Below are 19,803 nucleotides of genomic sequence, written 5' to 3'. Positions count from 1 at the left end.
GTAAGAATCCACAACAAGTTGTTCTTCATTGATGTATCTGAGGGTCTGTAGCTCAGTTGGTTAGAGCACACGCTTGATAAGCGTGGGGTCACAAGTTCAAGTCTTGTCAGACCCACCACTACTGACGAAGCAAGCAATTGCAGAGTAAGACAGAGAATCAGAAACATTAAATCTAAATGATAAGCTGGGGACTTAGCTTAGTTGGTAGAGCGCCTGCTTTGCACGCAGGAGGTCAGGAGTTCGACTCTCCTAGTCTCCACCATAGATTATAGAGCTTAGTAAGTTTATACTTGTTAACCTCTGTGATTTATCACAGTTTCTAGACCTGACGAAGGCTAGAAAAATCATTAACAGCATATATTTGAGTTGAAATAATTTGTTCATACTCATAGATAGAACGGAAGTTAACAGTAATTTATTACCTGTTAATGACTGTACTTGAAATGAGAACTAGCGAAATTAACTGAATCAAGCGTTTTGGTATATGAATCTAATTGAAGCTGTACAGTGCTTAAGTGCACAAACGCCAACTGTGTGATTGACTGAGAGATTGGTTAATCATGTTGCTCATCCTGCTTGTAGGGATGAACGACTGTTTGGGGTTGTATAGTCAAGTAATTAAGTGCATGTGGTGGATGCCTTGGCAGTCAGAGGCGATGAAAGACGTGATAGCCTGCGAAAAGCTCCGGGGAGGCGGCAAATATCCTGTGATCCGGAGATGTCTGAATGGGGAAACCCACTTACCATAAGGTAGGTATCAATAACTGAATACATAGGTTATTGAGGCGAACGCGGGGAAGTGAAACATCTCAGTACCCGTAGGAAAAGAAATCAATTGAGATTCCCTCAGTAGCGGCGAGCGAAAGGGGAAGAGCCCATTAAGTTATCTAAGTTTTAGTGGAATGCTCTGGGAAGTGCAACCATAGTGGGTGATAGTCCTGTACACGAAAGGGCTTAGATAATGATGTCGAGTAGGGCGAGGCACGTGAAACCTTGTCTGAATATGGGGGGACCATCCTCCAAGGCTAAATACTCCTGACTGACCGATAGTGAACCAGTACCGTGAGGGAAAGGCGAAAAGAACCCCTGTGAGGGGAGTGAAATAGATCCTGAAACCGCATGCATACAAGCAGTGGGAGCCGACTTGTTCGGTGACTGCGTACCTTTTGTATAATGGGTCAGCGACTTATATTCAGTAGCGAGGTTAACCGAATAGGGGAGCCGTAGAGAAATCGAGTCTTAATAGGGCGTTTTAGTTGCTGGGTATAGACCCGAAACCGGGTGATCTATCCATGAGCAGGTTGAAGGTTGGGTAACACTAACTGGAGGACCGAACCCACCGTCGTTGAAAAGCCGGGGGATGACTTGTGGATAGGGGTGAAAGGCTAATCAAACTCGGTGATAGCTGGTTCTCCCCGAAAGCTATTTAGGTAGCGCCTCGGACGAATACCATTGGGGGTAGAGCACTGTTTCGGCTAGGGGGTCATCCCGACTTACCAAACCGATGCAAACTCCGAATACCAATGAGTACTATCCGGGAGACAGACTGCGGGTGCTAACGTCCGTAGTCAAGAGGAAAACAATCCAGACCGCCAGCTAAGGTCCCTAAATCTATATTAAGTGGGAAACGATGTGGGAAGGCATAGACAGCTAGGAGGTTGGCTTAGAAGCAGCCACCCTTTAAAGAAAGCGTAATAGCTCACTAGTCGAGTCGGCCTGCGCGGAAGATGTAACGGGGCTAAAATATAGTACCGAAGCTGCGGATTTACGCTTATGCGTAAGTGGTAGGGGAGCGTTCTGTAAGCCGATGAAGGTGGATTGAGAAGTCTGCTGGAGGTATCAGAAGTGCGAATGCTGACGTGAGTAACGATAAAACGGGTGAAAAACCCGTTCGCTGAAAGACCAAGGGTTCCAGTCCAACGTTAATCGGGGCTGGGTGAGTCGACCCCTAAGGCGAGGCCGAGAGGCGTAGTCGATGGGAAATTGGTTAATATTCCAATACTTCTGTGTAATGCGATGAGAGGACGGAGTAAGTTAAGTCAGCCTGGCGTTGGTTGTCCAGGTGAAAGGTTGTAGGCATGCATCTTAGGCAAATCCGGGGTGCTCTATGCTGAGAACTGATAGCAAGCCAGTTTACTGGTGAAGTGGCTGATACTATGCTTCCAGGAAAAGTCTCTAAGCTTCAGTTACACAGGAATCGTACCCGAAACCGACACAGGTGGTCAGGTCGAGTAGACCAAAGCGCTTGAGAGAACTCTGCTGAAGGAACTAGGCAAAATGGTACCGTAACTTCGGGAGAAGGTACGCTGCCGGTGGTGATAGGACTTGCTCCTTGAGCTGCTGGCAGCCTCAGAAACCAGGCCGCTGCAACTGTTTATTAAAAACATAGCACTCTGCAAACACGAAAGTGGACGTATAGGGTGTGATGCCTGCCCGGTGCTGGAAGGTTAATTGATGGGGTTAGCGTAAGCGAAGCTCTTGATCGAAGCCCCAGTAAACGGCGGCCGTAACTATAACGGTCCTAAGGTAGCGAAATTCCTTGTCGGGTAAGTTCCGACCTGCACGAATGGCATAATGATGGCGGCGCTGTCTCCAGCAGAGGCTCAGTGAAATCGAATTCGCCGTGAAGATGCGGTGTACCCGCGGCTAGACGGAAAGACCCCGTGAACCTTTACTGCAGCTTGACATTGAACTTTGATCTTACCTGTGTAGGATAGGTGGGAGGCTTTGAAGTGGCGACGCCAGTTGCCATGGAGCCATCCTTGAAATACCACCCTGGTAATATTGAGGTTCTAACTCTGTCCCGTGATCCGGGACGAGGACCATGTCTGGTGGGTAGTTTGACTGGGGCGGTCTCCTCCTAAAGAGTAACGGAGGAGTACGAAGGTGCGCTCAGCGTGGTCGGAAATCACGCGTAGAGTATAAAGGCAAAAGCGCGCTTAACTGCGAGACCAACAAGTCGAGCAGGTACGAAAGTAGGTCTTAGTGATCCGGTGGTTCTGTATGGAAGGGCCATCGCTCAACGGATAAAAGGTACTCTGGGGATAACAGGCTGATACCGCCCAAGAGTTCATATCGACGGCGGTGTTTGGCACCTCGATGTCGGCTCATCTCATCCTGGGGCTGAAGCAGGTCCCAAGGGTATGGCTGTTCGCCATTTAAAGAGGTACGCGAGCTGGGTTTAGAACGTCGTGAGACAGTTCGGTCCCTATCTACCGTGGGCGTTGGAAATTTGAGAGGATCTGCTCCTAGTACGAGAGGACCAGAGTGGACGAACCTCTGGTGTACCGGTTGTCACGCCAGTGGCATCGCCGGGTAGCTATGTTCGGAAGGGATAACCGCTGAAAGCATCTAAGCGGGAAGCCTACCTCAAGATAAGATTTCCCCGAGACTTTATGTCTCCTAAAGAGCCGTTGAAGACTACGACGTTGATAGGCTGGATGTGGAAGTGCAGCGATGCATGAAGCTGACCAGTACTAATTGCTCGTGAGGCTTGACTATACAACACCCAAACAGTTGTTGTATAAAGCGCAATTGATTCGATATCCAGAAAAACAGCTTGATTCAGAAGCTCGTTAGTACGACAATATTCAACTCAGATATCCCTGTTAATGTATTCTATTTGGTACCAAGTAAGGCAAACACTGCAAAAGCAGTCAGATAAGACCCGAACAAGTCCATAAACAGTTGTGCTGGCGACCATAGCAAGAGTGAACCACCTGATCCCTTCCCGAACTCAGAAGTGAAACCTCTTTGCGCTGATGGTAGTGTGGGGTTACCCATGTGAGAGTAAGTCATCGCCAGCTCATTATTCAAAATCCCCCTGCTAAAAAGCAGGGGGATTTATTTTTTTATAAAAAGAAAAATAAAAATCAATCTGCCAGGTCTTCTAATTAACGTTCTCGCTGCTCTTTTTTTATTTTCAGTGTTAAGTTAAAAGCCAAGATAAAAACTAAAAGAGGGAATATAAAATGTCGGTACAGGTTTACAGAAAATGTCTGATCAGTTGCTGTGCTTTAGTATTGGTAGGCTGCCATGCAGAGAATCCTTCACCTTCAGGCAGAGCTACTGATTCTGCTACCGTAAGGTCCAATGCTGCTCAATCTGCTCATCCCATTACGGTTTCCCCGTCCTACACAGTCGAAAAAATTGCGGAGTTTAATGAACCTTGGGCCTTGGTTGAATTGCCCGATCAGCGTTTATTGATCACTGAAAAAGCAGGACAATTAAAGCTGTTTAATCCAAAAAATCGTAACAGCCAAACGATTCAAGATCTTCCCAAGGTCGCTTATGGTGGACAAGGTGGTTTGGGCGATGTTGCCTTGCATCCTGATTTTGCCAAGAACCAGTGGATATATCTCAGTTATGCCGAGCATGGACAGGGCGGATATGGTGCAGTGGTGATTCGTGGCCGGCTGGATTTAAATCAAAACCGGCTGACAGAAGTGAAGCGTATCTGGACTCAAGTACCTAAATTTAAAGGACAGGGGCATTATGCGCACCGTCTGTTATTCGGATCGGATGGTAAACTCTGGATCAGTTCTGGTGAGCGCCAGCAATTTGATCCCGCACAGGATCTGCAATCCAATGCTGGCAAAATAATTCGCCTGAATGATGATGGATCTATCCCTAAAGATAATCCATTTATGAGTCAGGGAACGATTGCACAACAAATTTGGAGCTTAGGGCATCGTAATCCCTTAGGTATGGCATTTGACCCACGAGGGAAACTCTGGGTGATTGAAATGGGACCTAAGGGGGGAGATGAGCTGAATAAAGTGATCAAAGGTAAAAACTACGGTTATCCTCTGGTCTCGAATGGCGACCATTATAATGGTAAGCCGATCCCTGATCACCATACCCGTCCGGAATTTGAAGCCCCTGTGCTGGACTGGACGCCTGTGATTTCTCCTTCAGATCTGCTGTTTTATACAGGCAATATGTTTCCAGCCTGGAAAAATAAAGCCATTATTAGTGGTTTGTCTTCTAAAGCCATTATTGTGGTAGATACTGCACAGTCTCCAGTGAAGGAAGTCCAACGTCTGGATATGAAACAGCGTATACGCGGTGTTATTCAGGCTAAGGCAGGTCATTTGTGGGTAATTGAAGATGGTCAGCGAGCGGGCCTGCTCAAGATGAAAACACCTTAATTTTTTTAAAACTAATGATATTTTCGATACTCAAGTATCAGCTATCTGCTTCACCACTCAACTTATTCCTGTTGAAGGCGAAAATACCTTTTCTACTCTCAAGATCAAAGAAAAAGGCCCTTACTGTTGTTAGGGCCTTTTCAGATTTTGAAGGATCACTGCTGTGATACTGCATAGCCTTTTGCTAGTGCTATTTTTATTGTTATTGCAAGACGCCTTGTCTTGGTAGGTTCTCAATATAAGTCTCTGCTTACTCTGCTAAATACTGCAGTTTGGTAAATACTGTGGTAGGTCAGAGCAGAGTTCGGCATCGACCATTCACTTAAGCACTGACATATTGAATCAGCTTATCCAGTGCAGATTTCAGGTTTTTAGTATCAAACTGATTGCCTTGGAAAGAATAATCCTTATTTCGGTTAAAGATGTCACGGATTTCGATCACAGCATTGGTATCTATCATACCGAGCTGGGTGGCCACTTGGCGAATCTGGTCAATCGATCGTGAACCATTGGTGGCACCATAACTCACGTAGGCAGCAGGTTTGCCTTGCCATTCTTTAGCGAGATAATCCAGTGCATTTTTCAGGGCAGGGCTATAACCATGATTATATTCCGGACTAATAAAAATAAAGGCATCAGCAAGTGCAATCTTATCGGCCCAATCCTGCTGTTTAGGCTGGTCATAAATTCCGGTCAAAGGCAGATTGGCACCAGCAAACAGAGGTAAATCCCATTCTTTTAGATCGACAATTTCAGCTTCTACCGTGCTAAACCCTTGGCTTTTAATTTCCTCTAAGGCCCAGTGAGCGACTTTAATGGCGGTACGGCTTTCACGAATGCTGCCCACAATAATATAGATTTTCATGGTTTTTCCTTTTCTTATGAGGAGAGAGTGCCACCCTAATCGATTTTACCAAGATGCAGTAGCAGAAGTTTGTATGGATTTTAAAAAAAGCTCCTTCAGGAGCTTTTTTTAAATATTAGAGAAGGAGGGAAGTTTTACATCAATTTGACACCCTGCTGGCCTGCAGGTGTGACCTTGAATATTTCCACTTCAAACGTAATATTTTTGCCAGCCAGTGGATGGTTGAAATCCACCTCGGTAATATCATCATTGACCGATTTTACTACACCGTACAGGGTAGTTTTAGCCTTGTCTTCAAACTCGATCATATGGCCTTCGATTGGACGTTCGCCAAACTTGACGGTATCGAATTTTTGTACATTTTCCGGGTTCCATGGACCAAAAGCATCCTCTGGTGGCAGACTGACCGTACGGCGGTCACCGGCACGCAGACCAAACAAGGCCTTTTCAAAGCCTGGTAACAGATTGCCATCTCCAATCGTTAGGCTTACCGGTGCTTCACGGCTGCGGGTATTGTCAATTTCTACGCCATTTTCAATAGCGACCGAAAAATGAAGCTCGACTTTAGAGCCGTCTTCAACACGAGTTTCCTCGTTAGGATGAATAAAATCAGTCATGTTGCGCCTGTGCACGTTGAATTCGGTGTTTTTCCAGGAAAAACGTATCGATCAGCATCAGAATCGTGCCCAAAGTAATGGCACTATCTGCAATATTAAAAGCAGGGAAATGGCTATTTTGGTAATACACGTGAATAAAATCGACCACATAACCCAAATAGATACGATCAATTAGATTCCCGATGGCACCGCCTAGAATCAGGGCAATAGCCAAGGGTAATACCTTCATGTGTTTAGGCATACGCATCAGCCAGAACACGAAAATGATAGACACCAAAGCTGCCAGTGAAGTAAAGAAATAACGTTGCCAACCACCTGCATCGGACAGAAAACTAAAGGCAGCGCCATAGTTATGCAGCAATGTCCAGTTTAAAAAGGGCAGCACCGGAATCGGATCTGCGTAATTCAGATGCGTAACGGCAATCCATTTAGTCCATTGATCCAGAATAATGGCCAGAATTGCCAGTCCGATCCACCACAAATTGTGCGGATAGAACTGGAATAAGCCCTTTTTATGCTGTGGATTAGGCATATTTTCTCTCTTCGCCTTGGCCTGTTGGAAGGTTAATAATACAACGACCACAGAGACCTGGATGTGACACATGGGTATTCACATCAGGCAGTACATGCCAGCAGCGTACACACTTCTCTCCATCGGCAGCTGAAACTTTTACATTCAGCCCTGCCAGATCAGAAGCTTCACCCTGTGCAACATCAAAGTCGTTGACGATCACTTGCGAGGTAATCAGAACAAAACGCAGTTCATCATCCAGTTTATCCAGGACCGCTTTCAGTTCATCATTGGCCCACAGCTCAACTTTGGCCGACAGGTTTGAACCTACAGTTTTCGCGCCGCGTGCAGCTTCAATAAACTTGTTCACCGCAGATTTTACCGAAATCAGGGTCTGCCATTCTGCTTCTGTTATCAGGTTGGCAGTTGATGCCACTGGAATCTTATACCATTCCGCTGTAAACACGTATTTTTCTGCCTGCTCTGGAATCAGAGGCCACGCCTCTTGCGCAGTAAAGCTTAAGATCGGTGCCATCCAGCGTACAAAGGCTTGGACCAGATGATACAACGCAGTTTGCGCCGAATGACGGGCCTGTGAATCGGCTTTGGTGGTGTACTGACGATCTTTGATGATGTCGAGGTAGAAACCACCCAAGTCATTGATACAGAAGTTAGTCAATGCACTGGTCACGATATGGAAATTCATATCTTCATAGGCTTGCTGAATAGTTTTTTGCACGTCCGTCGCACGTTGCAGAATATATTGATCCAGCGCGATCAATTGATCAACTGGCAAGGCATCTGTTGACGGTTGAAAGCCATTCAGATTGGCTAATAAGAAACGCAGGGTGTTACGGATACGGCGGTAACCATCAGATGCACGGCTAAAGATTTCTTTACCGGCAGTCATTTCATAACGGTAGTCGGCAGAGGCAATCCAGAAACGTAAACCGTCTGCACCCATATCTTTAATGATGTCTTGCGGGGTAATGATGTTGCCCAAAGATTTGGACATCTTGCGGCCTTTCTCATCAACTACGAAACCATGCGTCAACAAACCTTTGTAGGGTGCACGTTCATTGATGGCAATCGAGGTCAGCAATGAAGACTGGAACCAGCCACGGTGCTGATCTGAACCTTCCAGATACAAATCAGCAGGATCAGTCAGTTCTTCGCGTTCACGTAGCACGGCAAAGTGCGTTGTACCAGAATCGAACCACACGTCTAGGGTATCGCGGACCGCATTGTAGTGTTCTGCATCGGCGCCGATGAATTCAGAAGCATCCCGGTTATACCAACCATCAATGCCTTCTTTTTCAATCAGTTGAGCGACTTCTTCAATCAGCTCAGGCGTACGTGGATGCAGTTCATTGGTGTCTTTATGCACGAAGAATGGAATTGGCACGCCCCAAGTACGCTGACGTGAGATACACCAGTCTGGACGGCCTTCAATCATTGCTTCAATCCGGTTCTTACCCCAGTCCGGCACGAAACTGATTTCATTTTCAATTGCATTCAATGCTTTTGAGCGCAAGCCTTTGGCATCCATGCTGATAAACCATTGCGGTGTAGCACGGAAGATAATTGGGGTTTTATGACGCCAGCAGTGCGGGTAGCTGTGTTTGATCGGCACATGGGCCCACAGTTGCTGGCTCTCAGCAAGGGCAGCAATAATTTTTGGGTTGGCTTTATAGATGTGTTCACCTGCAAAAATAGGTGAAGTAGGTAAATACACACCATTGCCGCCCACCGGGTTATCCACTTTCAGGTTGTATTGCAAGCCGACTTTATAGTCGTCGACACCGTGGCCAGGCGCAGTATGTACTGCACCGGTACCGCTGGTGGCAATCACGTGTTCACCTAAAATAACCGGTACTTGGCGTTCAGCAATTAAAGGATGCTGTAATTGCAGGTTTTCCAGTTTTGCACCGGTAAAGTCTGCCAGAACTTCGACTGTGCCAAAGCCATAACGTTCTGTTGCAGATTCAACCAAGTCTTTTGCCAGAATGAAGTTTTGATCTGCTTTTTCTTCGCCGCGGGCTTTGACCAGTTGATATTCAATTTCGGCATGCACTGCCACCGCCTGGTTGGCCGGCAGTGTCCAAGGTGTGGTGGTCCAGATGACGATATCAGTTGTATCAGCAACTTCAATGCCTAAACGTGCAGACAAATCCGCTAAATCCACTACGGTAAAACCGACATCAATGGCGTCAGATTTTTTATCTTCGTATTCAACTTCAGCTTCAGCCAATGCTGAGCCGCAGTCTAGACACCAGTTCACCGGTTTCAGACCCGGTTCGATGTGACCGGCTTTGGCAATCGCACCGAGTGAACGAACAATATCGGCTTCCTGTTTGAAGTTCATGGTCAGGTACGGGTTGTCCCAGTCACCAAACACGCCCATACGGATAAAGTCTTTTTTCTGTAATTCGACCTGGGTATACGCATATTCACGGCAGTGTTTACGGAAGGTTGCCGCATCAACTTTGACGCCGACTTTCCCGACTTTTTCTTCGACTTTAAGTTCAATCGGCAGGCCGTGACAGTCCCAGCCCGGTACATACGGTGCATCAAAGCCGTCCATTACACGGCTTTTAACGATAATATCCTTCAGGACCTTGTTGACCGCATGGCCCAAGTGAATTTGGCCATTGGCATAAGGAGGGCCATCATGAAGCACATATTTTTTCTTGCCAATACGCGACGCACGAATCTGCTGATAAATGTTGTCGGCATACCACTCTTCTAACCATTTCGCTTCACGTACTGCCAGATTTGCCTTCATTGCAAAGTCAGTACCTGGGAGGTTTAGCGTGGCTTTATAATCCACTGCATTTTCAGGAGTTTGCTTATCGCTCATGCAAGTTGTCTTCCAATTTAATCCGTTGTTTTAACAGACACGTTTTACAATAAAAATATGAGATATTAAAAGGAAAATGTGGGGTGATTTCGACGAAACTCAAGCAGTTTCTCGACATCATCATCAATTCCAGCTTTTAGGGCTTCAAGCGAAGGATAATTCTTTTCGCCATGTAAATAGGTTAAGAATGTCACCCGCATTAACAGGCCATACAGATTAGCAGAAACATCAGGGAAATGTACTTCTAATCGCCATTCCGGATCTGCTTGCTGGATGGCTGGACGGGTGCCGACATGACCTGCGCCAAACAGAGCTGTCGGGTTATAGCCGGTAATACCGGTTTTGCTGGCATCTGCTGCCTGGACTCTGGCTTTCAGGGATTCTGTTTCACACACCACCTCTACACCATAAATACCATGCAGACACGGCTTATGCCGATTCAGGCGGACATTAATCGTGGGAAAATCAATGGTACGGCCGATTTGATCGCCATATTGCACCCGTCCGCTAATGCTATAGGGACGTCCCAAGAGTTTGGCTGCCTGTGCCAGATCGCCAGCTTGTAGCGTTTGACGGATGCGGGTGGAACTGACACGTTCACCATCCAGCACGACGGTATCGAGATTGCTTACCTCAAAACCAAATTCACGTAAAAACTCACTATTACCTTGACGGTTTTTACCAAAATGGAAATCATCACCTAAGACCAGATGATCGGCATTGAGTTTGTCTTTTAAAATCGTGGCAAATTCTTCTGCACTCAGGCTGCGAAAGCGTTCATCGAATTTCGCCACCGCAATATAGTCGACCCCAAGTTCAGTTAGATACTCAACCTTTTCACGTAAGGAGGAAATACGCGGTGGAGCCTCATAACCTTTAAAAAATTCAAGAGGTTGTGGCTCAAAAATCATTACCACTGTTTTAAGCTGGTGCTGTTCTGCGACAGCTTTGAGCTGCCTGATCATGACCTGATGCCCCAAATGCACGCCGTCAAAATTACCAATGGTCACGGCAGTTTTGGCTAATTCAGTTCGAGGCGTTAAGGCATTAAGACGGAGCAGCTTCATGGGCAAATCAGGTGCTTAAAATGTGAAGAGGCTATATATTGCCATAATCTTTAGCTTTCGTCTTGTTGTGTTTTTAGGCAAAGTTTTTCGTTAAAATTCTTTTGAAATAAGTTAAATCGCTGTATTTCAACAATCCACTCCATTTTTCTTAGAGCGGATGATGCTGAAAATAATCTCAATGCCCACATATAGCCCTTCAAATATCACGCTTACTTCAACCGATAGCATCAGCCATTAACCGGATTTTTATTTTGAACTATTGAACATTTTTAGCAGAATATTGCGCCTACTGCTATGACACCGGCCTGAGGGTGAGTCTGCTTTACCCGGGTCCAGATGTGATGGCTGAACATTGCATTAAAAGAGGAACAGGAATCACACATTTGGTCTCCTCAAGCGTTCATTCATCTCACCTGACCCAAATATAAAAAATGGTCTGGAAAAGGTGCAGTTTTTTTATTTGCAGCGTTCAAGTATTTACTTTTTAATAGCGGCCATCTATAGAAACTGAAATTGAGTATTTTATGTCCGAGCATGCGTTGGTTATGGCCTTGCCCAGCGAATCCAAGGGTTTGTTTGAGGCAGAAGGAATTGAGGTGCATTACAGCGGTATTGGTAAGGTCAATGCGGCATTTAAAGCTTTTGAGGTGATTCAGACAACCGGCTGCAAGACTTTAATCAATTTGGGGACAGCGGGCAGTTCCCATTTTGATGCCCATGAACTGGTCGAAGTCAGCCAATTTGTACAGCGCGATATGGATGTATCGCCACTCGGGTTTGAAGTGGGCATTACCCCCATGGATCAGCACTTTCCCGGTGCAATCAAGCTGGCACCTTTTTTCACCGATTTACCGCAGGGCATTTGCGGAACCGGAGACAGCTTTGCAACAGGACAGCCCAAAGTTGCCTGTCAACTGGTCGATATGGAAGGCTATGCCTTGGCCAAAGTGTGCAAAAAACTGGACGTACGCCTGATTTCGGTGAAATACATTACTGATGGCGCCAATGACACAGCACCGCTCGACTGGGAAGACAACTTATTGCTCGGTGCTCAAAAGTTATTATCTTTATATCAAAAAATCAAATAAACGGCAGGTCGGCGACCATAATTATTATGGTCGTATGCCAATCAATTCAAGCCCTGACAATCAGGCTTCATTACGGGGAATTACACCATACAGCATCATGTGGACAGTATGCTGGACCACACGCTGGTGCATGCTACGATTCCGCAGGGTTTTGCCTGTGATCATTTCTATCTGGGTGGCAAAATCAGCATAGTTTTGCGTCAAGGCCCAAATATTCAAAATCAGTAATTCAGGATCAATATCTTTAGAAATTTTGCCCTGTTCCTGCCAGTTTGAAATGACTTTGGCTTTGCGCTTGACCAGCTTTTTTAGCGGTCCTTTCAGAATTTCCAGAATATGCGGCGCTCCCTGAATAACTTCCAAGGCAAATAAGCGCGAGGCTTTGGGTTGAGTACGTGATACCTCAATTTTTTGCATCAAATAATTGGTGATCGCTTCTTCTGGCTCCAGATCAGCCTCTAGCATTTGCAGGGGTGCGAGCCATTTTTGTAAAACTGTAGTTAACACCTCAACATACAGTGCTTCTTTATTTTCATAATAGTAGAAAATATTCGACTTATGCATTTCCGCAATTTGTGCGATTTCATCCAGACTTGCGCCATTGAAACCATATAAGGAAAAGACATCGAGTGCAGCATTCAGCAGCTGGTTGCGTTTTTGAGTACTCTTTTTTTGTTCCATCAGTAATATTAAAACAATTAAAAAGGGGGATTTTTCATTGTACGTCAAATCATCAGATTTGTGCATCAACTACAATGCTAATTTTTTGAATCATGATGATTTATTCTGTAGATAAGCGATGTAATCAGCATTGACTCGCGCGCCAATGATTAAAATACTAAGGGTATGAAATTATTTAAATTATCACTTAATTAATATAATAGTTTGATTTAAGCCGCTATGGGAAAGATTATTTAAAATTAATTAAGAAAAAAGTGCAAATCAAATCATGAAACCTGTTTAAAATACTCGGCCAATATTATTAAATACTCTCTTAAAATACATTTAAACACTCAACATCAGTTTGAATTTTAGGACAGAAACTCGGGTTAAGAAGATCAGCAGCATATGTGGTATCCACGGTTCCAGTTTAGTCAGCCAGATACTTTTTTGGGGGGTGGCTGGCGCCAAAGCTCGACTATTCGCTTCTGTCATTTAATAACAGATCATGGACTTCAGCCTTGATGCAACTTCAGTTCCTAAACTGACTAGAGGCTAACGCCTTTTCGATACCAGAACTAGCTTAGCTTTGAGAGCGTTTGACTGATTTACCCCCCCCTAGGTCTGCGAGCAAAATAGGCCGTGCTTGAGCGACAGAGAAGCTGACGACATTGAGACCTGCTGGCTGTTGGCCGTAGTCGAGAGTTCAACTCTATTTTCCGGTGTTCTTTTGAATGAAAATGCAATTTCTTGCTGGTTATCCTAGAAATAAAATGATGACTAGCAGTCAATAGCCTAGTGGATAGCCGCAATAAAAAAGCCACTTAAAGTGACTTTTTGCAAACAATAGAGCTACGCTGATAATTATAAAAAGCCTGCCGTGCGTCCGGTAAATCATCCACTGAGGCCGGTTCATAACCATGTTCCAGAAACCAGTGGGCTGTACGGGTGGTCAGAATAAACAGCTGCTGGATTCCGAGGGCTTTGGCTTTACCTTCCAGATAATGCAGGATCTGACTGCCCCGGTTGGATTGCCGGTACGCTGGATCTACCGCGACACAGGCAATTTCTGCAGAACGTAATTCATTGCCTGTGGTCGGAATCGGATACAGGGCTGCACAGGCCAGAATCATGCCATCCCGTTCAATCACGGCAAACTGTCCAATTTCATTTTCCAGACGTTCGCGGGAACGGTAAACCAGAATCCCTTCTTCTTCCAGGGGACGTAACAGGCGAATCAGACCACCAACATCCTGAATATTGGCCATCCGAACCTCTTCATAATGTGCATCGGTAATCATGGTGCCCGAGCCATCCCGGGTAAACAGTTCTTCCAACAGGGCACCATCATAACTATAGGAAATCAGATGGACACGCTTGACCCCATTTCTGGAAGCTTCCTGTGCGGCTTTTAATTGCAGTACCATGGCCATACTTTGTTCATCCTGACTGGCCGGAACAAGGTAGTCATCTAGCTGCTGCGGGGTGACTTCACGTTTCAGCTGACCCTGGCTATCGAGCAGACCATGCTGTTTTCCCAGAATAATCAGTTTGTCCGCCTTTAAACGGATAGCAGTGTTAGTGGCGACTTCTTCAGCCAGCAGATTAAAAACCTCGCCTGTGGTGGAATAACCGGTTGGGCCTAGAATCACAATATTATGATTATCCAGATGGCGTTGCAGGGCATCGGTATCGATGGCACGGACTTCACCGGTCAACTGAAAATCGACCCCTTCACGAATACCATAGGGCTTGGCGGTCACAAAGTTACCTGACACCGTGTCAATCCGGGCACCATACATAGGCGAGTTGGCCAGACCCATCGACAATAGAGCTTCAATCTGTAAACGGATCGACCCCACCGCATTCAGGACACAATTTAAGGATTCGCGGGTAGTGACCCGACGCTGCTGATAAAAAGGTGTATGCAGGCCACAGCTGGCCAGATTCTGGTTAATCTGTGAACGTGCACCATGTACCAGAATCAGACGAATGCCCAAAGAGTGTAAGAGGGCAATATCATGAATAATATGCTGGAAATTTTTATCCAGAACTGCTTCGCCATCAAACATGATCACAAAGGTCTTGTTACGATGGGCATTGATATAAGGCGCAGAATGGCGAAACCAGTGCACATATTGCAATGTGGTACTTTGCGAAGTGTCTGCTGAGTTCATGCCCGGGCCTATTTCAATATACAATTCTCTTTGATTCTAATGAAAAAAAAATGAAGTGGAAGTAGAGAGACAAAAAAACACCTGAAGCCGGGCTTCAGGTGTCTGCAAGACGAGCAGAAAATGGAGCGCGTTTAGCCAATAATTCGGACGATTTTGTTATTGCGTTCGTTCACCAGTACATAGTCATTATTTACTTTGTACCATTGCTGGTAACGGCCGGTATTAGGCAGACGGCGTGCTTCACGGTCGCTGATCTGGAAACGTTTTGAATCGTATTGACGTGGCAGGGTTTGACCTACACGCCAGTCACGGCTCGGGTTGACCATACGGTTATGGTGACGGCGATCATCCTGCCATTTTCTATGGTCTTTTGAATTCCAGTGCGGTGCCGGTTTAGACGGCTGCGAATGGTAAGGTGAATCATAATGGGATGGTGCTGCCATTGCAGAAGTTGCAACCAGAGCACTAAGGGATAACGCGAGGGTAGTTAAAACTTTTTTCATGGCTTTTACCTAAAGAATTTATATCTGTTTTCGATGAAGTTAAATTAACGAATAAGTGGATAGAAAGCGTGAGGCTCATTGAGTGAAATTGTTAAATTGATGAAGAAATTTAGAAGAAAAACAGATAAAAAACCGGCAAACTTTACAGCCCCTCAAAATATAAGCCCAATCAAATAAAAAAATCCCAACAGGGTTGGGATTTTTAGAAGATTAGTCGGCTATCTTCGATCAGTCAGTAATGATCCGGATAATACTGTTGGTTTCAGAATTTACCAAAATATAATCGTCATTTACCTTGTACCATTGTTGCTTGCGGTCCGGTTTGGGCAGGCTATGATTTTTGTATTCAACTTTATAACCATTACCCCGATAATGCTGCGGCATCACATAACCCGGTTGCCAGCGTAATTGCTGCAAGCGTTGTACGCCACGCTCTTCACGCATACGGCGTTTATCATACTGGTCATGCTTATCTTGACGCGCCTTTTTGCCATGGCCGCGTGATTCTGTCCGTGGTTCATCATCAAAATGAGGGTCTGCATGGGCAATATTGGTCAGCATGAATGTACAGCAGGAGATCGCGAACGCTACCAAAACCTTTTTCATGTTGAACCCTCACTTAATTTGTTCATTTTCTATAGTGACTAATGTACGGAAAAATTGCAGAGAAACTGTGAAGACCTGGCAGATGTTTTATAACAAATGCTGAGAAATTATGATCATGCCGTGATTTTGCTTCATGTTAGAATAGCTTATAGTTGTCTGATAGCTCAGATATTCACACCCTAACATCTCCTTTTGAACAAGGCAAATGCGCATAGATCTACTCCTTCTATCTGCTGATTCAACCCAGTAAAATCTAGCCAGGGGACTTCGATTTCGCTGTATTTAATTCATTGAGCTGATCAGTTCCATTGTTGGCTTAAACCTTGCAGAAACTGAACTGCTTCCACAATCGACTCGGCCTGTCTTGTATCTTCTAGCGCCACAATCAAGGCGTCAGATAGTTGTAAGCTTTCAATATGACGAATCATCTCGATCTTCGATTTTTGATCTTTCATCTGCTTTGATCTCTTAACTAATTTTCAATAAAAACAGTGTATAAGGTCTATAGTTATTTGTAAAACCATTTAAATTTATAAAATTAATTCAAAAATACGATTTATATATAATGAAAATAGAAAAGCAAAAAAAAGAGTCCTTATCGGGATAAGTACTCTTGTGTTAACTCAGGGTTGATCCGGCTCAATAGGCATAGTTTAAATCGGTATAATCATTCAGAGATTTCTGAAGATGGGCCTGAATAAAAGTCCGTACATCTTCCGCCGTCATGGCCTTGCCCTGATTGCTGATCACATGCTCAATGTCCGGTTGACCTTCAATTTTAATGCGGTACACAAAATGCTTGGCCACCTGATAACGCTCCTCCTGTTTTTCGAGGCCAGTGACGTAATGATAAGAATGTTCAAAATTCAGGTCGGTATGCGAGAACACAAACTGGTCGAACAGTTTCAGCTTTTGGCCGTTTTGGAGCGCCTGAATATCGTCAACAATACTGGCTTCAAACTTCATGCCATATTTGGCAGAAATTGGCTGCTGGTCAATCAGGAGAGTGACCATGCCATCTTCGAGAGGGGTCACGGTAATATTGCTTAAGTCAGTCATGGAATACTCACATCAGAATCTGTTCGGCCTAGTATAGGGGAATTTGCAGCAAATCGGCGTCAGGATACTGCTCAGAAGATCGGGTGTTCCGGATCGACTTCCTGTTGTAGGGCAAGGCTTGGGTAGAAATATGATGCAAGTTTCGACTTAATTTGAAAAAACAGGTCAGAGGGGGTTGCTGCCAGACCGGTCAATAAGATAATCGCCCGAATGTGGGGTAGCTTAAATTAAGCTTAGTAGCAGGCTAAGTTCAAATACTCATCTTAGAATAAAAAAAGCCAATGCAGGCATTGGCTTCTCAGAAAATGGCTATTCCTGCTCAGTCCTGGGCATCAATGCTTTGACCGTTCATGTGCAAGCTGTCATCACCCATCAGATAAAGATAGGCCGGCATGATAGAGTCCGGTGTAGGTAATGTCTTCGGATCTTCATTCGGGTAGGCTTTGGCGCGCATTGCAGTACGGGTTGCTCCCGGGTTGATGCAGTTATAGCGGATATTGGGATGGACCTGTTCCTTGGCAAATAGCTGGCTGACTGCTTCAATGGCAATCTTGGAGACTGAATAAGCGCCCCAGCGTTCACGTGCCTCACGTCCTACCCCTGAACTGGCAAAGACCACAGAAGCATGTTCGGATTTGGCCAGCAGCGGCAGCAGCGCCTGAGTCATGACAAAAGGCGCACGCAGATTCACGGCCATCACATCATCCCAGACTTCTTGCGGATAATGCGCCAGTTCTACCCGTTCACCTAGAATACCGGCATTATGCAGAATGCCGTCGAGACGTCCAAACTGGCGGTCCAAGGTATTGACCAGCACTTCATAATCCCGTTCGGAGGCACTGGATAACTGTAGGGGCAGGATGGCTGGCTGTGGTGCACCCAGGCTTTCAATCTCATCATAAATGACTTCAAGCTTGTTCAGGGTACGTCCGTGCAGTACCACCGTCGCGCCATGCAAGGCATAGCTGATTGCGGCTGCACGACCAATGCCATCGCCCGCACCTGTAATCAGGATAATACGATCTTTCAGCAGATCGGGGCGAGGTTGATATTCTGAATATTTCATGATCTACCTCCTTATTTGTTATTGTTCAGCGTTTTAGAGATGTTTAGCCCTCAGGACAGCACACTGTGCTGTTGCAATACCAGTTTCTGGATATGCTGATGTAATTCAGGCACATCCTTCACTATATAGTCCGCCTGCCAGGCTGTTAAGTCATCTTTGTATTGCAGTGGTAAATAGCCATAGGCCGCCAGAATAGTATACATTCGGGCATGACGGCCAGCATCAATATCACGAGGATGATCCCCGACATAGATACAGTCTTCAGGCACAATATTAATCTGCTGGGCTGCCAGATACATCGGCTCCGGATCCGGTTTGGTCCGGGTCACATCTTCCGGGCAGACCAGTACGGCACAGCGTTCGGTCAGATTGAGTGCCTTGAGCAGCGCTTCACTCAGCCAGCGCGGTTTGTTGGTCACAATGCCCCACGGAATCTCATGTTCTTCCAGCTCTTCCAGCAGAGCATACATGCCTGCAAACAGATCGGTGTCGACGGCAATTTCTGCACCATAGCTGTTCAGAAAACGCTGGCGATGTTGCTGAAGCAGCGGATCTTCCACTTGCAGCTCCGGATAAACCAGCTTGACCATGGCCCGAGCGCCTTCAGATACCTGCGCCCGGATCAGCTCGGCATCGACCAATGGACGGCCTGCCTCATGGCACATCTGCTGGATAATGCGGATAAAGTCGGCAGCTGTATCAATCAGGGTGCCATCCAGGTCAAATAAAACTGCTTTCATGGGGTCGCCTCTGCTGCTTCTTTCACTGTATACACCATGTAGTTCACATCGACATTTGGTGCGAGCCAGTAGCGCTTGGTCAGCGGATTATAGTGCAGACCGGTCATGTCTTTGAGCTTTAAGCCCGCGTTACGAATGTCATGAGCCAGTTCAGACGGCTTGATAAATTTACTGTAATCATGGGTGCCCTTGGCCAGCATACGCAGGATATATTCTGCACCAATGATGGCAAACAGATAAGATTTCGGATTGCGGTTGATGGTCGAAAAGAAGACATGACCCCCAGGTTTGACCAGTTTGTGGCAGGCCTGGATAATCGAAGCCGGGTCCGGCACATGCTCCAGCATTTCCATACAGGTCACGATGTTGTATTGACCTGCCTGCTTATCGGCCAGCTGTTCCACCGGAATCTGGCGATATTCAATATTGCTGACACCTTCCTGCTCGGCATGAATGCGCGCTACATTTAGCGGGGCTTCACCCATATCAATTCCCAGCACTTCAGCACCACGGCGTGCCATGCTTTCGGACAGGATTCCGCCACCACAGCCCACATCCAGCACTTTCTTGCCACTTAGTCCGCCCGCATGTTCATCAATCCAGTTCAAGCGTAGGGGATTGATCATATGCAGCGGGCGGAACTCGGAATGCTGATCCCACCATATAGCTGCAAATGCTTCAAACTTGGCAATTTCTTGTGGATCAACATTCAATTGCGACATCGGTGTTACCTCAATCAGTTGTGATTATGTAAAAATTTAATTTGCCATAGGGCCAGATAAACTGATTTAAATTCTTGTAAATCAGTACACTTGTTTAGTGTAGCGTTTCTGG

Annotated in this window: 16 protein-coding genes, 2 tRNA genes and 2 rRNA genes; 6 read left to right on the top strand and 14 right to left on the bottom strand. The window is 45.8% G+C overall.

The features are described from left to right. Positions 1–41: 41 nt before the first annotated feature. The 5 genes from E5Y90_RS13905 (at position 42) to E5Y90_RS13885 (ending at position 5,150) form a co-directional block, all read left to right on the top strand. Positions 42–118: transfer RNA gene (locus E5Y90_RS13905), tRNA-Ile, on the top strand. Positions 119–186: 68 nt separating this feature from the next. Further along, a tRNA-Ala gene (locus tag E5Y90_RS13900) sits at positions 187–262 on the top strand. Positions 263–608: 346 nt separating this feature from the next. Further along, positions 609–3,501, top strand: a 23S ribosomal RNA gene (locus E5Y90_RS13895). A 190-nt stretch (positions 3,502–3,691) separates the two neighbouring features. Next, positions 3,692–3,806, top strand: a 5S ribosomal RNA gene (gene rrf, locus E5Y90_RS13890). Positions 3,807–3,971: 165 nt separating this feature from the next. After that, positions 3,972–5,150: a PQQ-dependent sugar dehydrogenase gene (locus E5Y90_RS13885; protein ID WP_174660514.1), complete on the top strand. Its 1,179-nt coding sequence runs from the start codon at positions 3,972–3,974 to the stop codon at positions 5,148–5,150. Positions 5,151–5,472: 322 nt separating this feature from the next. Here E5Y90_RS13885 and E5Y90_RS13880 read toward each other — a convergent pair whose 3' ends face one another. The 5 genes from E5Y90_RS13880 to ribF all read right to left on the bottom strand — a co-directional run bounded on the left by E5Y90_RS13880 (position 5,473) and on the right by ribF (position 11,070). Further along, positions 5,473–6,015, bottom strand: coding sequence for an NADPH-dependent FMN reductase (locus tag E5Y90_RS13880; protein WP_151205316.1), 543 nt, complete (start codon positions 6,013–6,015; stop codon positions 5,473–5,475). Positions 6,016–6,149: 134 nt separating this feature from the next. Further along, positions 6,150–6,632, bottom strand: coding sequence for an FKBP-type peptidyl-prolyl cis-trans isomerase (locus E5Y90_RS13875; protein ID WP_151205317.1), 483 nt, complete (start codon positions 6,630–6,632; stop codon positions 6,150–6,152). Then, positions 6,625–7,164 (bottom strand): signal peptidase II, encoded by a 540-nt coding sequence (lspA, locus tag E5Y90_RS13870; RefSeq protein ID WP_151208186.1) that lies wholly within the window; start codon positions 7,162–7,164, stop codon positions 6,625–6,627. Before lspA ends, E5Y90_RS13875 begins: the two co-directional genes overlap by 8 nt. Further along, positions 7,157–10,003 carry an isoleucine--tRNA ligase gene (gene ileS, locus E5Y90_RS13865; protein WP_174660513.1) on the bottom strand — a complete coding sequence of 949 codons (2,847 nt, stop codon included), beginning with the start codon at positions 10,001–10,003 and terminating at the stop codon, positions 7,157–7,159. Before ileS ends, lspA begins: the two co-directional genes overlap by 8 nt. Positions 10,004–10,068: 65 nt before the next feature. Beyond that, positions 10,069–11,070, bottom strand: coding sequence for a bifunctional riboflavin kinase/FAD synthetase (gene ribF, locus E5Y90_RS13860; protein ID WP_151205319.1), 1,002 nt, complete (start codon positions 11,068–11,070; stop codon positions 10,069–10,071). Positions 11,071–11,594: 524 nt separating this feature from the next. Between ribF and E5Y90_RS13855 the strand changes: the two genes are divergently transcribed. Further along, positions 11,595–12,158 (top strand): 5'-nucleosidase, encoded by a 564-nt coding sequence (locus E5Y90_RS13855; RefSeq protein WP_174660512.1) that lies wholly within the window; start codon positions 11,595–11,597, stop codon positions 12,156–12,158. Between the two features lie 60 nt (positions 12,159–12,218). Here E5Y90_RS13855 and E5Y90_RS13850 read toward each other — a convergent pair whose 3' ends face one another. From E5Y90_RS13850 to ubiG, 9 genes are all read right to left on the bottom strand, one after another. After that, entirely contained in the window at positions 12,219–12,848 is a 630-nt protein-coding gene (locus tag E5Y90_RS13850; RefSeq protein WP_174660611.1) for a TetR/AcrR family transcriptional regulator, read from the bottom strand. Between the two features lie 794 nt (positions 12,849–13,642). Then, positions 13,643–14,995 carry an amino-acid N-acetyltransferase gene (gene argA / locus E5Y90_RS13845; protein ID WP_151208184.1) on the bottom strand — a complete coding sequence of 451 codons (1,353 nt, stop codon included), beginning with the start codon at positions 14,993–14,995 and terminating at the stop codon, positions 13,643–13,645. A gap of 131 nt (positions 14,996–15,126) precedes the next feature. Then, on the bottom strand, positions 15,127–15,498 hold the full coding sequence (locus E5Y90_RS13840) for an RcnB family protein (protein WP_151205540.1): 372 nt from the start codon (positions 15,496–15,498) through the stop codon (positions 15,127–15,129). A gap of 228 nt (positions 15,499–15,726) precedes the next feature. Continuing rightward, positions 15,727–16,104, bottom strand: a complete 378-nt coding sequence (locus tag E5Y90_RS13835) for an RcnB family protein (protein ID WP_174660511.1) — start codon at positions 16,102–16,104, stop codon at positions 15,727–15,729. Between the two features lie 299 nt (positions 16,105–16,403). Beyond that, on the bottom strand, positions 16,404–16,559 hold the full coding sequence (locus E5Y90_RS13830; protein WP_174660510.1) for a hypothetical protein: 156 nt from the start codon (positions 16,557–16,559) through the stop codon (positions 16,404–16,406). A 184-nt stretch (positions 16,560–16,743) separates the two neighbouring features. Continuing rightward, on the bottom strand, positions 16,744–17,163 hold the full coding sequence (locus E5Y90_RS13825; RefSeq protein WP_174660509.1) for a hypothetical protein: 420 nt from the start codon (positions 17,161–17,163) through the stop codon (positions 16,744–16,746). A 319-nt stretch (positions 17,164–17,482) separates the two neighbouring features. Next, entirely contained in the window at positions 17,483–18,229 is a 747-nt protein-coding gene (locus E5Y90_RS13820) for a YciK family oxidoreductase (protein ID WP_174660508.1), read from the bottom strand. Positions 18,230–18,279: 50 nt separating this feature from the next. After that, positions 18,280–18,969, bottom strand: a complete 690-nt coding sequence (locus E5Y90_RS13815; protein ID WP_174660507.1) for an HAD family hydrolase — start codon at positions 18,967–18,969, stop codon at positions 18,280–18,282. Beyond that, positions 18,966–19,691: a bifunctional 2-polyprenyl-6-hydroxyphenol methylase/3-demethylubiquinol 3-O-methyltransferase UbiG gene (ubiG, locus tag E5Y90_RS13810; RefSeq protein ID WP_174660506.1), complete on the bottom strand. Its 726-nt coding sequence runs from the start codon at positions 19,689–19,691 to the stop codon at positions 18,966–18,968. The genes E5Y90_RS13815 and ubiG overlap by 4 nt, the downstream gene beginning before the upstream one ends. Positions 19,692–19,803: the final 112 nt, after the last annotated feature.

Source organism: Acinetobacter sp. 10FS3-1, assembly GCF_013343215.1.
Taxonomy (GTDB): domain Bacteria; phylum Pseudomonadota; class Gammaproteobacteria; order Pseudomonadales; family Moraxellaceae; genus Acinetobacter; species Acinetobacter lwoffii_C.
Note: the sequence above shows the minus strand (reverse complement) of the source record. Positions and strands in the feature narration are given on the sequence as shown.